At 67.5% G+C, this 15,002-nt stretch carries 16 protein-coding genes; 13 read left to right on the forward strand and 3 right to left on the reverse strand.

What is annotated here, in order from left to right; translation table 11 throughout:
- Positions 1-172: 172 nt before the first annotated feature.
- From ACK59X_RS18550 to flgA, 3 genes are all read right to left on the reverse strand, one after another.
- The gene (locus tag ACK59X_RS18550) at positions 173-559 is read right to left on the reverse strand and encodes a hypothetical protein (protein WP_409959570.1); all 387 of its coding nucleotides are present in this window, start codon (positions 557-559) and stop codon (positions 173-175) included.
- Positions 560-610: 51 nt separating this feature from the next.
- Positions 611-940 carry a flagellar biosynthesis anti-sigma factor FlgM gene (gene flgM, locus ACK59X_RS18555; protein ID WP_409959572.1) on the reverse strand — a complete coding sequence of 110 codons (330 nt, stop codon included), beginning with the start codon at positions 938-940 and terminating at the stop codon, positions 611-613.
- 92 nt (positions 941-1,032) lie between these two features.
- The gene (flgA, locus tag ACK59X_RS18560) at positions 1,033-1,773 is read right to left on the reverse strand and encodes a flagellar basal body P-ring formation chaperone FlgA (RefSeq protein WP_409959574.1); all 741 of its coding nucleotides are present in this window, start codon (positions 1,771-1,773) and stop codon (positions 1,033-1,035) included.
- Between the two features lie 214 nt (positions 1,774-1,987).
- On the opposite strand from flgA, the gene ACK59X_RS18565 reads away from it, so the two are divergent.
- From ACK59X_RS18565 to ACK59X_RS18625, 13 genes are all read left to right on the forward strand, one after another.
- Entirely contained in the window at positions 1,988-2,479 is a 492-nt protein-coding gene (locus tag ACK59X_RS18565) for a flagellar basal body rod protein FlgB (RefSeq protein ID WP_409959576.1), read from the forward strand.
- Positions 2,480-2,511: 32 nt separating this feature from the next.
- A complete protein-coding gene (gene flgC, locus ACK59X_RS18570; protein WP_409959578.1) occupies positions 2,512-2,916 on the forward strand; it encodes a flagellar basal body rod protein FlgC in 405 nt (134 codons plus the stop codon).
- 18 nt (positions 2,917-2,934) lie between these two features.
- Positions 2,935-3,588, forward strand: a complete 654-nt coding sequence (locus ACK59X_RS18575; protein ID WP_409959580.1) for a flagellar hook assembly protein FlgD — start codon at positions 2,935-2,937, stop codon at positions 3,586-3,588.
- 60 nt (positions 3,589-3,648) lie between these two features.
- Positions 3,649-4,929, forward strand: a complete 1,281-nt coding sequence (gene flgE, locus ACK59X_RS18580) for a flagellar hook protein FlgE (protein ID WP_409959582.1) — start codon at positions 3,649-3,651, stop codon at positions 4,927-4,929.
- Positions 4,930-4,960: 31 nt separating this feature from the next.
- Positions 4,961-5,701 carry a flagellar basal-body rod protein FlgF gene (gene flgF, locus ACK59X_RS18585; RefSeq protein ID WP_409959584.1) on the forward strand — a complete coding sequence of 247 codons (741 nt, stop codon included), beginning with the start codon at positions 4,961-4,963 and terminating at the stop codon, positions 5,699-5,701.
- Between the two features lie 30 nt (positions 5,702-5,731).
- Entirely contained in the window at positions 5,732-6,514 is a 783-nt protein-coding gene (flgG, locus tag ACK59X_RS18590; RefSeq protein WP_409959586.1) for a flagellar basal-body rod protein FlgG, read from the forward strand.
- A 44-nt stretch (positions 6,515-6,558) separates the two neighbouring features.
- Positions 6,559-7,275, forward strand: a complete 717-nt coding sequence (locus ACK59X_RS18595; protein WP_409959588.1) for a flagellar basal body L-ring protein FlgH — start codon at positions 6,559-6,561, stop codon at positions 7,273-7,275.
- Positions 7,276-7,361: 86 nt separating this feature from the next.
- Complete coding sequence (locus tag ACK59X_RS18600; protein ID WP_409959590.1) at positions 7,362-7,991, forward strand: hypothetical protein; 630 nt, start codon at positions 7,362-7,364, stop codon at positions 7,989-7,991.
- Positions 7,992-8,135: 144 nt separating this feature from the next.
- Positions 8,136-9,290, forward strand: a complete 1,155-nt coding sequence (locus tag ACK59X_RS18605) for a flagellar basal body P-ring protein FlgI (protein WP_409959592.1) — start codon at positions 8,136-8,138, stop codon at positions 9,288-9,290.
- Between the two features lie 2 nt (positions 9,291-9,292).
- A complete protein-coding gene (gene flgJ, locus ACK59X_RS18610; protein WP_409959594.1) occupies positions 9,293-10,222 on the forward strand; it encodes a flagellar assembly peptidoglycan hydrolase FlgJ in 930 nt (309 codons plus the stop codon).
- 16 nt (positions 10,223-10,238) lie between these two features.
- Positions 10,239-12,167: a flagellar hook-associated protein FlgK gene (gene flgK / locus ACK59X_RS18615; protein WP_409959596.1), complete on the forward strand. Its 1,929-nt coding sequence runs from the start codon at positions 10,239-10,241 to the stop codon at positions 12,165-12,167.
- Positions 12,168-12,345: 178 nt separating this feature from the next.
- A complete protein-coding gene (flgL, locus tag ACK59X_RS18620) occupies positions 12,346-13,605 on the forward strand; it encodes a flagellar hook-associated protein FlgL (RefSeq protein WP_409959598.1) in 1,260 nt (419 codons plus the stop codon).
- Positions 13,606-13,674: 69 nt separating this feature from the next.
- Positions 13,675-14,907, forward strand: coding sequence for an HDOD domain-containing protein (locus ACK59X_RS18625; RefSeq protein WP_409959600.1), 1,233 nt, complete (start codon positions 13,675-13,677; stop codon positions 14,905-14,907).
- Positions 14,908-15,002 lie beyond the last annotated feature (95 nt).

The following is a 15,002-nucleotide window of genomic DNA, read 5'->3' on the forward strand; positions in this document are numbered from 1 at the left end:
AGGGGGACGCAGCCAGTGCGGCGGGGCGGCCCGTGCACGGCGGCCCTGGCTTGGGCCGCGCGCTATCCACGGCCTGCTGCTCGCGCGCTTGCGCGCACTGCGCTTATGTACCAATACAAACCGAGAATTGTGGCCATACAAAGCCGCATTGCGGCGCCGTGGCGTGCGCGGATCAGCCGGCCGAGCGGTAGATCTTGGCGATGCCGGCGGCTTTTTGCTTGCCGCCCAGGCCGTTGCCGTAAGTGGCGTTGGCGGAGCTGTCCTGGGAGGGGACGAGCACGGCGGTCTGGCGGTCGGTGATGGCGGCCAGGCGGGCCAGGCTTTCGCGGTGCACCACCAGGGTTGCGGCGATGGCGTCCATGCGGGCCTTCAGGGCGGGGGTGATGCTGCTCACCTGCTGGCGGGAGAGGTCCAGCGCATACGTAAAACGGGCTGCGGCGTCGCGCAGCCCGGTGCTTGCTTGTTCGAGGGTGGGGGCATCGGCCTTGAGCAGGGCGGCAGACACCGCTTCGATATGCTGCTCTACGGTCTGCAAGGCATCTTCCAGAGGGGTGGTCACGGCAGGTCCTGGTGGATGCGGGCCTGTGACGCCTGGAAGAGGGAAGTCACGCTAGCCGCGCGAGCGGGAAAAGATCTCTTGCGCATTGGCCAGCAGCTTGTCGGCAATCGCGCCGGCGCTGACCGAGAAAGTACCCTTTTCGATGGCTGCACGCACGGCAGCCACCTTCTTCGTATCGAAATCGCTTGCTGCACGGGTGGTCTGGTCCAGGGCCCGGGCCGCAGTGGAAACCGTCACAGGCACGCCAGGGGCCGAGGCAGCCTTCATGCCTTGCGCCACTCCTTCGGGTGCCACCGGGGCTGCAGCGGGGGCCTTGGCCTGCTTGGCCTGCCCCGTCTGCGCCAGTGCGCCCGGAAGTTCCGGTTGTTGACCTATCTTCATCGCCTTCTCCAGCGCTCCGATGACACGGAGCTCGTAGCAATGTTTTCGACCTCTTGGCGCTGGACTTTAGCTATTTATGCAGGCGGGATGAATCAAAGGGTAACGTCGATCGTTCCATTTTCACCCACAATACCAGAGATTGTACGGCCATTGTCCATTCGGACTCGCACAGTCTGGCCTGCAGCACCCGCTGTGAGTGCCTGCCCCGCTGAGGTTACCGCAAAACCGGGCCCTTGCGCCACCACCCGCACCTGCGCCCCGGCCTTGAAGATGCTCGGTGCCCGAACCATGGGCTGGCGCAGGGCCTGGCCTGCCACCAGCGGGCGCGAGGCGATCTGGCCGACCCATTGGTCGGGATTGGCCACGATGGGGGCGGCATCGGCCGCCCAGTCCACCTCGGCCTCGGCGGCGTCGCTGGCGGCCAGCACCGCGCCGGAGGCGACGTTGCCCGTGAGCACCCAGGCCGGCCCCCAGGCCTTGACGGTGACGGGCAGGAACACGTTCCAGGCGCTTTGCCCTTCCACACAGCGCAGGCCCAGCCGGGTGCGGCCCCACAGGCGCGACCCCGCCGGCAGGTAGGGCTCGACCCGGGCACAGGGCGCCAGGCGCAGCCGGGTGTCCAGCGCACCGATGCTCACCTCCATGCGCAGCGGCAGGCCTGCGGGCTGGTTGCGCGCGATCGCGTCGTCCAGCCAGCGCTGGGTCAGGGCGGGCAGGTCCGCAGCCGGGTCGGCCACGGCCTGCGCCTGTGCCATGCCGGCCAGCAAGGTGCCGGCAAGGGCGGCCAGTGCGGCGCGGCCGGCGGTGGAAAAGGTGCGGAATGCGGGTGCCATGGGGCGTCTCCTGGTAGACCGGTGCGGCCCTGCAGCGCGCTGCACAGGCCAATTCTCGACCCTCACTGTAGGCCTTCGGGCGGCCGTCGATGCCCCGAACTGCGACCGCAAACGCGGGCTCTTCGCGCTTTAGAAAATCCAGGCGGTTTTCATAATCGAGCCACGCCAGAAAACCGTTTTCACTGGCGTTTCGCAACCTGGACGTGAGGCAGACATGCTTGACAAGATGACCAACCGGCTGGACTTCCACGGCAACGCACTGATACTGCGTGCCGAGCGCCAGCGCGCCATCGCCAGCAATATCGCCAACGCCGACACCCCCGGCTACGTCGCGCGCGACTTCAAATTTTCCGACGCACTGAGCAACGCCACGGGCGAGCGCTCCTCGTACACCGAATCGCCCCACCAACTGTCCACCACCACGCTGGGCAACTCCGGCTACACCAGCCAGCGGCCCACGGTCACCATCGGCACCGATCCGCGGCACATCACCGCCTCCACCGCCGACGAGGGCTCCTCGGCCGAGCTGGGGAACAAGGGCAAGCTGGCCTACTCCCTGCAGACCCAGCCCGCCCTGGACAACAACTCGGTCGACCTGGACCGCGAACGCGCCGCCTTCGTGGACAACGCCGTGCGCTACGAAGCCACGCTGCGCTTCATCAACGGCAACGCCAAGACCATGCTCAGCGCCATCCAGGGCCAGTAAGCGCCCCCGCATTCCCCAAAAGGCACACCACCATGTCCATGTTCTCCATCTTCAACGTCTCGGGCAGCGCCATCAGCGCGCAGTCCCAGCGCCTGAACGTCGTGGCCAGCAACCTGGCCAACGTCGATGCGGTGGCCGGCCCCGACGGCAATGCCTACAAGGCCCGCCAGGTGGTGTTTCGCACCACCAACATGGGCCAGGAAGGCTCGGACGGCGTGCGCGTGAGCGCCATCACCGAGAGCAATGTGCCCGGCCGCAAGATCCACGACCCCAGCCACCCCTCCGCCGACGAACAGGGCTACGTGACCCATTCCAACGTCAACGCCGTGGAGGAGATGGTGAACATGATTTCAGCGTCGCGCTCGTACCAGAACAACGTCGAGGTGATGAACACGGCCAAGTCACTTCTGCTCAAGACCCTGCAGATGGGCCAGTAACCCCGGGAGACCCTCACCATGATCCTCAGCGCCACCAATGCCGCCACGACCGCCGACACCGCCAATGCCAAGGCGACGGCGGCCAACGACCCCGCCGCCTCCCAGGACCGGTTCCTCAAGCTGCTCGTCGCGCAGCTCAACAACCAGGACCCGATGAACCCGCTGGACAACGCCCAGATGACCTCGCAGATCGCGCAGATCAACACCGTCACCGGCATCCAGCAGCTCAACACCACCATGCAGAGCATGGCCGCCCAGTTCAACTCCCTGCAGGTCATGCAGGGCACGACCCTGGTCGGACGCAATGTGATGACCGAGGGTTCGGGCATGACCGTTGTGGACAACGTGGGCAAGGCCGGCTTCGAGATCGCCTATCCCGCCACCAAGGTGGAGGTGGAAATCGTGACGCCTGGCGGCCAGGTGGTCGACACCGTGGACCTGGGCCCCAAGGAGATGGGCCGCCACAACTTCGACTGGGACGCCAGCGGCTACAAGGGCAGCAAGGAAGGCCTGCAGTTCCGCGTCAAGGCGGTCAACGGCGCCACCACGCTCGAATACACGGCACTCACCCAGTCCAAGGTCACCGGGGCGGGCGCCACCGATGGCCAGCTCGTGCTCACGCTGGCCAACGGCAAGAACATCAACTACGGCCAGATCAAGTCCATCGTCTGACGACGGACCCCGGCTGCCCCTCCCCCGATTCCCCGCACACGCCCTCTCAAGGAGAACACCATGGGTTTCCAGCAAGGCCTCTCCGGCCTGAACGCCGCCAGCAAGAACCTGGACGTCATCGGCCACAACATCGCCAACTCCAACACCGTGGGCTTCAAGGCGTCGCGTGCGGAATTCGCCGAAATGGTGGCCAATGCCATCGGCTCGGCCGGGGGCTCCAACGCCGGCATCGGCGTGGAGACGGCCGCCGTGGCCCAGCAGTTCACACAGGGCAACCTGACCATCACCGGCAACAGCCTGGACGTGGCCATCAACGGCAACGGCTTCTTCACGCTGCAGCTGCCCGACGGTTCGTCCGCCTACACCCGCGCCGGCAACTTCAAGCTGGACAAGGTGGGCAACATGGTGACCAATGACAACGCCAAGGTCATGGGCTACCCGATCGACCCCACCACCGGCCTGCGCACCGGCACCGACCCGATCCCCATGGTGTTCCCGACCTCGGAGCCGATCCCCGCCAAGCAGACCACCCGGATCGACGCCGCCTTCAACCTGGATGCGCGCGCCACCGATGCCGCCGGCGACCCGGCCGCCACCCCGCCCGTGCCCGCCACGCCACGCGCCACCTACGGCACCTCGATCAACGTGTTCGACAGCCAGGGCGTGGCCAAGCCGGTCAACCTGTACTTCCAGAAGACCGCCACCGACAACACCTGGGATGTGTACGACGCCCTGGACGATCCCACGGCCGTGCCGCCCGTGGTCGCCACGGCCATCGGCCAGATCACCTTCGACAACAACGGCGTGATCACCGGCCCGGCCGCCACGCCGCCCGCCACCGGCTTTGCGCTGACGCTGAACGTGAACCCCACGCCGCCCAACCCGAACAACCTGCCCGCCTACGACGTCGAGGTGAACCTGGACAACGTGACGCAGTTCGGCCGCAAGTTCTCCGTGTCCGACCTCTCGCAGGACGGCTATACCGCGGGCGACCTCACGGGCATCAACGTCGAGAACAACGGCATGATCATGACGCGCTACTCCAACGGCGTCACCCGCGCCGAAGGCCAGATCGCGCTGTCGAGCTTCCGCAACACCCAGGGCCTGGCCTCGGTGGGCGGCAACAACTGGGTGGCCACCTTCGAATCGGGCCAGCCCGTGATGGGCACGGCCACCGACGGCAACTTCGGTGCCCTGCGCTCGGGCGCGCTGGAGGACTCCAACGTCGACCTCACGGCCGAACTCGTGAACATGATGACCGCGCAGCGCACCTACCAGGCCAATGCGCAGACCATCAAGACGCAAGACCAGGTGATGTCCACCCTGGTGAACCTGCGCTGACACGCCCCTGACCCCCTGACCGGAAGCCGCCATGGACCGCATCATCTACACCTCCATGACAGGGGCCAACGCCGCTGCCCACCGGCAGTCGGTGCTGGCCAACAACCTGGCCAATGCGTCCACCAACGGCTTTCGTGCGGAGATGTCCACCTTCCGCTCCGTCCCGCTGCAGGGCGATGGCTCCACCACGCGCGTGTTTGCGCTGGAGGCCACCTCGGGCTACGTGGACAAGCCGGGCCCGGTGCAGCGCACGGGCCGCGCCCTCGATGCCATGGCCGTCGGCAACGCCTGGTTTGCCGTGCAGGGCCTCGATGGCCTGGAGGCCTACACCCGCAACGGCGGTTTTGAAGTCTCGCCCACCGGCGCCCTGCTCACGAACACCGGGCTGACCGTGCTGTCGGACGGCGGCGGCCCCATCGATGTGCCGCCGAACTCCGAGGTCTCGCTCGGCTCCGACGGCACCCTCACCGCCAAGACCGCGGGCCAGCCGCCCGCCGCCATCGGCCGCCTGAAGCTGGCCACACCCACCGCCGAAGACCCGCTCAAGCGCGGCGACGACGGGCTGTTCCGCGCCACATCGGGCGAACAGATCCCCAACGACCCCAATGCCCGCCTGCTCTCGGGGGCCATCGAAGGCTCCAACGTGAACGCCGTGGAAACCATGGTCGGCATGATCGCCGCCTCGCGCCAGTTCGAGCAGCAGATCAAGATGCTGCAGACCGCAGAAGCCGACGACAAAGCCGCCAGCCAGTTGCTGAGCATCAACGGCTGAACCGCCACCAGCCCCCTCTAGGAAATCGCCATGATCAACTCCCTCTGGATCGCCAAGACCGGCATGGAAGCCCAGCAGACCCAGCTGGACGTCATCTCGCACAACCTGGCCAACGTGTCCACCACCGGCTACAAGCGTGCCAACGCGGTGTTCGAAGACCTGATCTACCAGAACCTGCGCCAGGTGGGCGCCCAGACCACCGAGCAAAGCCAGCTGCCCACCGGCCTGCACCTGGGCCTGGGGGTGCGCACCGTGGCCACGGCGCGCAACTTCATGCAGGGCAGCATGCAGCAGTCCAACAACAACCTGGACGTGGCCATCAAGGGCAATGGCTTCTTCGAGGTCACGCAGCCCGACGGCACCATCGGCTACACCCGCGACGGTTCGTTCCAGCTCGACTCGCAGGGCCGCCTGGTCACCTCCAGCGGCCTGCCCATCGCCAACGGCATCACCGTGCCGGCCAACGCCACCAGCGTCTCCATCAGCGCCGAGGGCGCCGTCACGGCCACCGTGCCGGGCAACACCGCGCCGCAGCCGCTGGGCAACATCGCCATGTCCACCTTCGTGAACCCGGGCGGCCTGGAGCCGCGCGGCCAGAACCTGTTCGTCGAGACCGCCGCTTCCGGCCAGCCGCAGCAGGGCACGCCCGGCACCAATGGCCTGGGCACCATCCTGCAGGGCTACCTCGAAACCTCCAACGTGAACGTGGTGCAGGAGCTGGTGACCATGATCCAGACCCAGCGCGCCTACGAAATGAATTCCAAGGCCATCCAGACCTCGGACCAGATGCTGGCCAAGCTCAGCCAGATGTAAGCAGCAGACAGGCCACAAGCCCCATTCTTGCCAGGATTCTTCCCATGACCACGATCCTCCACGCCTTCCAGGGCGCCCGCGCGCGCCTCCTTGCTTGGCCCAGCCTGGCTGCCGCCGTGCTCAGCACCGGCTGCGCCAGCATGTCCCCGCCGCCGCCCGTGGACATCCTGCCCACCACGCCGCCGCCCCTGGCCGCTGTCGCACCGCGCACCCCGCCACCGGTCACCGGCGGCCTGTTCCACACCGCCAGCTACCGCCCGTCCTTCGAAGACCGGCGTGCACGCCTGGTGGGCGACAACGTCACCATCCAGATCGTGGAAAACGTGACGGCGAGCCAGAAGTCCTCGTCCACCGTGGATCGCACCTCCAAGGTCAGCAGCGGGGTGACCGCACTGCCATTCACCGGCCAGAAGTTCACCGACAAGCTGGGCGTGGGCGCGAATTCGGAAAATGCCTTCGAGGGCAAGGGCGGCACCGAAAGCGCCAACACCTTCCAGGGCTCGATCACCGCGACCGTCATCGACGTGCTGCCCAACGGCCACCTGATCGTGGCCGGCGAAAAGCAGATCGGGGTGAACCAGAATGTGGATGTGCTGCGCTTCTCGGGCACCGTGGACCCCCGCGCCCTGCAGCCCGGCTCCATCGTGGCCTCCACCCAGGTCGCCAACGTGCGCGTGGAATCGCGTGGCCGCGGCGCCCAGGGCGAAGCCCAGGTGACCGGCTGGCTGGGCCGCTTCTTCAACACCGTGACACCGTTCTGATACAAAATGTGACCGGGCGCCTGCGGATCGGATGCAGGCCATGCAGCCAGCGCAGCGCCCTTGTGCATTCAGACCCGAGGTTCACGATGTCCTTTTTTCGCAGCTCCCTGGCATGCGGCCTCACGGCCCTGGCCGCTGCATTTTCGCCCGTTGCCCAGGCGCAGCCCACCACCTACGCCTACTCCGTGGCGCTGAGCCTGGTGGCGCCCAAGGGCTCCGCCTCCGAGGCCGCCTCCAAGAACAAGACCCTGCCCGCAGGCATCAAGTTTTCGCCCTGCGACGCCACGGCGCTGGACCAGTTCGCCTTCACCATCAAATACGACGCCGGCAAAGCGGCGGTGGGGACCACCCCGGGCACGCTGCAGAACGTGTATGTGATCTTCCACCGGGACAACAGCTTCGTCTTTCCCCTGGTGCGCTCGCCGCTGATCACCACCGGCGCCATCTTCAAGGTCTACCTGGCACCGGGCAACATCCAGACGACGGACGCCTACACCGCCGTGGCCGACAACCTGGGCGGCGCCCAGACCGAGGTGATCCTGGGCGGCAACCTCACCCTGCAGGGGCTGGATTCCGGCGTCTGGATGGTCACGGCCATCATCGCGCCGGCGGCCACGGTCAATTTCGACGATCCGCGCACCTGGAGCGCCTGGGACACCCTGCCCTTCATGCTGCGCAAGCCCTGGAAGGGCTTCACGAACAACTACTGCGAATGATGCGCAGCGGCCTGGCACCACCGCCCGGCCGACAGCGGGGGCGCCGGTGCCGGCCAAGCCCGGAAAATGTAACCGGGCCCCACTCCCAAAAGACGGGTGAATTCGCCTCTTTTTGGGCATTCCCTTGTGCGGCGACAGCCCACAATGAAGCCCATGAAAGCCTTGCCCCTCCCCTTCCTGGCACACCCCCTGCGCACGCTGTGGCTGTCGGCCATCGCATTGGCCCTGGCGTGTGCGGCCTGGCCGGCGCATGCGCTGCGCATCAAGGAAATCGCGGCGGTGCAGGGCGTTCGCACCAACCAGTTGACCGGCTATGGCCTGGTCGTGGGCCTCGATGGCACGGGTGACCAGACCACCCAGATGCCCTACACCACGCAGGCCATGTCCAACTACCTGCAGCAGATGGGCATCAGCCTGCCGCCCGGCACGGCCTCGCAGCTGCAGCTCAAGAACGTGGCCGCCGTGATCGTCACGGCCCAGCTGCCCGCCTTCGCCCAGCCCGGCCAGCAGATCGACGTCAACGTCTCCTCCATGGGCAACTCCAAGTCGCTCAAGGGCGGCATGCTCATGGTCACGCCCCTGCGCGGTGCCGACGGCGAGATCTACGCCCTGGCCCAGGGCAACCTGGTGGTGGGCGGCGCCGGCGCCTCCGCTGGCGGCAGCAAGGTGCAGATCAACCACCTAGCCGCCGGGCGCATCCCGCTGGGTGCCCAGGTCGAACGTTCCGTTCCCACGCCCCTGAACGAGGGCGACACCATCAGCCTGGGGCTCAATGCCTCGGACTTCCAGACCGCCCGCCGCGTGGCCCAGGCCATCAACAGCCGCCTGGGCAACAACCTCGCCACGGCCCTGGACGGCCGCACGGTGCAGGTGCGCGCGCCCAGCGACCCCGGCGCCCGCGTCGGCTTCATCGCCGACCTGGAAGAGCTGCCGCTCGAAATGGCGGCCCCTGCCGCCAAGGTGGTGATCAATGCGCGCACCGGCTCCATCGTGCTCAACCAGGCGGTGACCCTGGGCCCCTGCGCCATTGCGCACGGCAACCTGTCCATCACCATCAGCTCGCGCCCCGTCATCAGCCAGCCCAACCCGCTGTCGCAGGGGCAGACCGTGGTCACGCAGCAAAGCGACATCAAGATCAACCAGGAGCCGGGCAACATCATCCAGATGCCGCCCTCGCCGCAGCTCGCCGACGTGGTGCGCGCGCTGAACACGCTGGGCGCCACGCCCGGTGACCTGCTCGCCATCCTGCAGGCCATCAAGGCCGCCGGCGCCCTGAACGCCGAGCTCGAAGTGATCTGACCATGGCCCTCACGCTGCCCTCGTCGTCCGCAAGCACCAGCACGTCGAACGCGCTGGCGGCCGACGTCAAGTCGCTGAACGCGCTCAAGTACGAGGCCGGCAACAACAATCCCCAGGCCGCGAAAGAGGCCGCCAAGCAGTTCGAATCGCTGTTCATGCGCGAGATGATCAAGAGCATGCGCGAGGCCACCATGAAGTCCGGCCTGATGGACGGCGCCCAGGGCGACCTGGGCACCGACCTGCTGGACCAGCAGCTGTCGGTGCAGATGGCCGGCCAGCCCGGCGGGCTGTCCGAAGCCATCGCACGCCAGCTCTCGCGCCAGATGGGCGGGCCCGACCCGTCCTTCTCCGTGCCTTCGACGATGAGCCTGTCGCAGGTCCAGCGTCCCGCCGCCGCCAAGGTGAGCGCCAGCCCCGCCAGCACCGAGGCCGTGGGCCAGGCGCCCAAGGGCCGCGATGGCTTCGTGCAGCACCTGAGCGGCACGGCCGAGAAGGTGGCGCAGGAAAGCGGCATCCCCGCGAGCTTCATGCTCGGCCAGGCCGGGCACGAAACGGGCTGGGGCAAGAGCGAGATCAAGAACGCCGACGGCAGCAACTCCTTCAACCTGTTCGGCATCAAGGCCGGCAAGGGCTGGACCGGCAAGGTCGCCGAGATCACGACCACCGAGTACATCAACGGCACGCCGCGCAAGGTGGTGGCCAAGTTCCGGGCCTACGACTCGTACGAGGATTCGTTCCGCGACTACGCGCGCCTCATCAAGGAAAGCCCGCGCTATGAAAAGGCGGAGTCCGTGGCGCAGTCCGGCTCGGCCATGGACTATGCCTCCGCACTGCAGAAGGCGGGCTACGCCACGGACCCCGGGTACGCCCGCAAGCTCAGCGGCGCCATCAACAGCGTGCAGCGTGCGCAGCAGCAGCGGGCGCAGGCCTGAGGACACGAGGTAAACCATGAGCCTGCTCAACGTCGGTGCCCGCGCCCTGCTCGCCAACCAGGTGGCCCTGCAGACCGCGGGCAACAACATTGCCAACGTCAACACGCCGGGCTATTCGCGCCAGACCGTGGTGCTGCAGACCGTGCAGGGCCAGTTCACCGGCGGCGGCTACATCGGCCAGGGCGTGGACGTGCAGACCATCCTGCGCAACCAGAGCGAACTGCTCACGCGCCAGTCGGCCGCGGCCGGTTCGGTGCAGAGCGGCGACATCGTGCGCGCAGAGCGCCTGCGCCAATTGCAGGACGTGTTCAGCGGCGGGGCCACCGGCCTGGGCGCAGCCATCAACGACATGATGAACGCCTTCTCGGATGTGGTGAGCGCGCCCACCGACATCACGGCCCGCACGCTGGTGCTCACGCGCATCGACGAGACCGCGTCGCGCATGCGCGCGGCCGCGGAACGTGTCGACGAGATCGAGTACACGGTGAAGGAACAGCTGCAAAGCAGCATCACCGCCATCAACAGCCTGGCCGGCCAGATCGCCGCCGTGAACGAGCAGATCGCACGCGCCAAGGGCAATGGCCAGACGCCCAACGACCTGCTGGACCACCGCGACCAGCTGATCCGCGAGGTCAACCAGTACGTGCAGACCACGCAGATCCCGGCCGACGACGGCACCGTGGGCCTGTTCGTGGGCGGCAGCCAGCCCCTGGTGCTGGGCACCACGCCCTCCGAGGTCTCGGTGGACGATGCCACGCAGTTCCCCGGCAGCGGCCAGCTCAAGCTGTTCTTCAACCGCCCCGGCGCGCCGGCCATCGAGGTGGACGAGAACATGATGGGTGGGGGATCGGTCTCCGGCCTGCTGCGCTTCAACAACACCGACCTGTCGGAGAGCCGCAACCTGCTCGGGCGCATGGCCATGGCCATCGGCATGACCATGAACGAGCAGCACAAGCTGGGCCTCACGCTGGACGGCCAGATGGGCAAGGACCTGTTCTCCCTGCCCACATCCATGCCCGGCCTGACCAACGGCGGCGGCGTGGGCAATGTGACCTTCACGGACCCCACCAAGTTCGCGGCGTCCGACTACGAGATCCGGTTCACCACCGGCACGGCCGGCCAGGTGGTGCGCCTGTCCGACGGCAAGGCCACGGCCTTCACCGACGCGGCCAACCTGGCCCCGCTGGACATCGACGGGATGACCGTCAACCTCACCACGCCCGGCGCGCCTGGCGAACGCATGCTGTTCCAGCCGTTCAACTCGGCAGGGGCCAACATCAACGCCCTGGTGTACTCGCCGCGCGACCTGGCGGCCGCCAACCCCATCAACGCGGCCATGGGCACGACCAATGGCGGCACGCTGCAGTTGGCGGGGCTCAAGTCCACCGATGCCCTGGTGACGCCGCCCATCCCCGGCGGCGTGACGCTGACCTTTGCCGCCGGCCCGCCGACCAGCTACACGGTGACGGGCTCGACCACGCCGCCTTCGGGCACGGCGGGCATACCCTACACCTCCGGCTCCACCATCACCGTCGATGGCTGGGAGATCAAGCTGCAGGGCTCGCCCAAGACCGGCGACACCGTTCGGGTGGGCAATGCGCTGGACCCGCAGTACGGCGACAACTACACGCGCAACGCCGGCAATGCCACCTCGCTGATGAACCTGCGCGACGTGAAGATGTTCGACGAGTCCACGATGGCAGACGGCTATGCCGGCCTGATGGCCCAGGTGGGCACGCGCACGCAGAGCGCCACCTTTGCCGCCGAGCTGTCGACCACCATCGCCGCCAACCTGGAGCGCGACCGCACGGCAGTCTCGGGCGTCAACCTCGACGAAGAGGCGGCCAAGCTGATCCAGTACCAGCAGGCCTACCAGGCTTCCGCCAAAATGCTGCAGATTGCACAGAGCATCTTCGATACCCTGATTCAAGGATTGACGCGATGACCTGCTCCCCCCTGAGTCGCTTCGCGCCGTCCCCCCAGGGGGACGCCCCCAGCGCGGCGGGGCGGCCCATGCGCGGGGGCGCTTGCCGTGGCCGCGCCGGTGTCGCAGGCCGCAAAGGGTGGTCGGCGCAAGGGAAAACTGAAATGACCACGTTGGAATACAGGTCCAGGAGTTCGACATGAGCAATACCCTCTACCGCCTTGGCACCGCCAACATGTACGACAACGCGCTGCGCAACCTGGGCGCGCGCCAGACCAACCTGTCCAACCTGCAGGAGAACCTGACCTCGGGCAAGCGCGTCGTGCGCGCCAGCGACGATCCGGTCTCGGCCGCGCAGGCCGAGCGCGCGCTCACCCGGCTCACCCGCATCCAGACGGAGCAGCGCGCCCTGGAGACCCAGCGCAACGCCATCGCCCAGGCGGAATCCTCGCTCGGCGACGCCATGGGCCTGGTGCAGAGCGCACGCGAACTCATGGTGAGCGCCGGCAGCCCCACCCTCACGTCCAGCGACCGCGCCACCATCGCCAACCAGTTGCAGGGCATCCGCGAACAGCTGCAGGAGGTGGCCAACCGCAAGGACACCAACGGCATTCCGCTGCTGGGCGCGCTGGGCAGTGCGCTGGCCCCCTTCCTGGGACCGCAGTCGGTCTCGCCGGACTACCTGTTCAACGGCCAGCCCGGGCAGACGGGCAGCACCGGCGTGGCCATTCCCAACACGCTGGATGGCGAGTTCGCCTTCATGTTCCAGCCCCAGCGCGATGGCGCCTACAACATCCAGGTCAACCCGGCCACCCTCAACAACAACCAGCAGCTCACGACGACCGGTGCCAAGCCGGTGGACCTGAGCCTGGTGACGGGTGACAACTACACGATCAACTTCACGTCGGTGGTCCCCGGGGCCACCATCGGCACCACCTCGGCGACCTACACCATCACCAACACCACCACCGGCGTGACGTCGGCGCCGGTGGTGGTGCCGGACTACCCGACCGACAAGCCGGTGACGATCGCCGTGACCGGCGTGCCCGGGCTGACCTTCGACATCAAGGGCAACCCGGCCACCGGGGACAGCATCACCATGGCGCCCGCCGCCAGCGTGTTCAGCACGCTGGACAGCGCGATCCGCGACATCCGCGGCGCCGTCAACAGCAACGCCGCGACCCAGGCCGTGGGGCAGGCCCTGACCAACATCGACATCGGCCTGGACCGCATCAGCAACACGCGCAGCTACGCGGGCGAACTGCTCAACCGCGCCGACCGCATCACGGGCGACCAGGAAAAGCGCTCGATCCAGCTCGAGGGCGACCGCTCGCGCGCCGAGGATCTGGATATGATCAAGGGCATTTCAGACTTCCAGAACCAGCAGGTGGGCTATGAGGCAGCGCTCAAGTCCTATGCCCAGGTGCAGAAGCTGTCCCTGTTCAATTTCATCAGTTAAAGCGGGCCTGCCCTGAGCCGCACTCCCTGGCGGGGGGACGGACCCCAACGAGACAACGCCTGAGAGCCCATGGTCCAATCCGTCCTCGGCAGCCTGATCCTGGGGTACCGCCCCCTGTGGAACCGTGCCCGCAAACTCGCTGCCATCCAGCTCTACGTCCAGAACGAATCCCCGGCCGCCGTGGTCGATACCGGCCACCTGCTGCGCACGCTGCAGGAGCTGTGGTCCGCCAGCTCGCCACCGCTGCTGCTGTCGCCCCAGACCCACCAGGTGCTGGCCGACATGCTCGAACATGCGCCCCGCGGCGCCCCCTGGATCGAGGTGCGGGGCGACTGGCTGCAGGACTCGGGCATCTATGCCCTGGTGAAGGCCGCGCACCAGCGCGGCCTGAAGCTGGTCTGGCGTGGCGACATCGGCAAGCTGCCCGAGCCCGCCGTGGCGCAGTGTTTCGACAACAGCCTGCTGAGCCTGACCCCGGCCGACGCGGTGGCCACCCTGCAGGCCAACCCCCGGCCCGGCAGCCCGGCAGCCCGGACGCCACCGCGGGCCGTGAGCCCCATCCTGGCCGGGCAGATGTACGAGAACATCCCGAGCCGCGCCCTGATGGAGCATTGCCTGGACAAGCACAATGCCCTGGCCCTGGCCGGCTGGCCGACGGAAGACGTGCTCTACAGCGTGCGCCACACGCCGCAGCAGCCCTCGCACGCCGTGATCGCCAAGCTGCAGAAGGCCATCGACGCGGAGCAGTCGCTCGAGACCTTCGAGGACATCATGGGCGAGGACCCGCTTTTGGCCTACCGCTTCATGGTGTACACCAATTCGGCGGCGCTGGGCCTGCGCACCGGCATCGACTCGCTGCGCCGCGGGCTGGTGATGATGGGCTACGGGTCCATCAACCGCTGGCTGTCGGACCAGTTGCCCCATTCCAACACCGACCCCAACATGCAGCCCGTGCGCGAGTCCATGGTGCTGCGCGCCCGGCTCATGGCACAGCTGCTGGATGCCGGCATCGAAAACGAACTGCGCCGCGAGATCTACCTGTGCGGACTGCTGTCGCAGATCGACGATCTGCTGCAGGAGCCCCTGGGCACCATCCTGCACCGCATCCCGCTGTCCGAGCGCATCTACGATGCCACCGTGCTGCGCACCGGCCCCTATGCCGCCAGCCTGCAGATGGCCTGTGCGCTGGAGAGCGGCGACGCGAGCGCCATCCGCCACCTGTGCGAGACGCAGGAGATGGACCTCGAAGAAGTCAACCGCGGCCTGCTGCGCGTGCTCTCGGACCTTGAGGTGGCACGATAACCATCCCCCTGAGGCGCTTTGCGCGGCGGTCACTGGCCTTGTGCGTGCCAGTTTCGCAGGTCAGCGGGTGAAAGCGAAGCGCTCCAGCGCATGCC

This window comes from Acidovorax sp. (assembly GCF_046339755.1).
Taxonomy (GTDB): Bacteria; Pseudomonadota; Gammaproteobacteria; order Burkholderiales; family Burkholderiaceae_C; genus Acidovorax.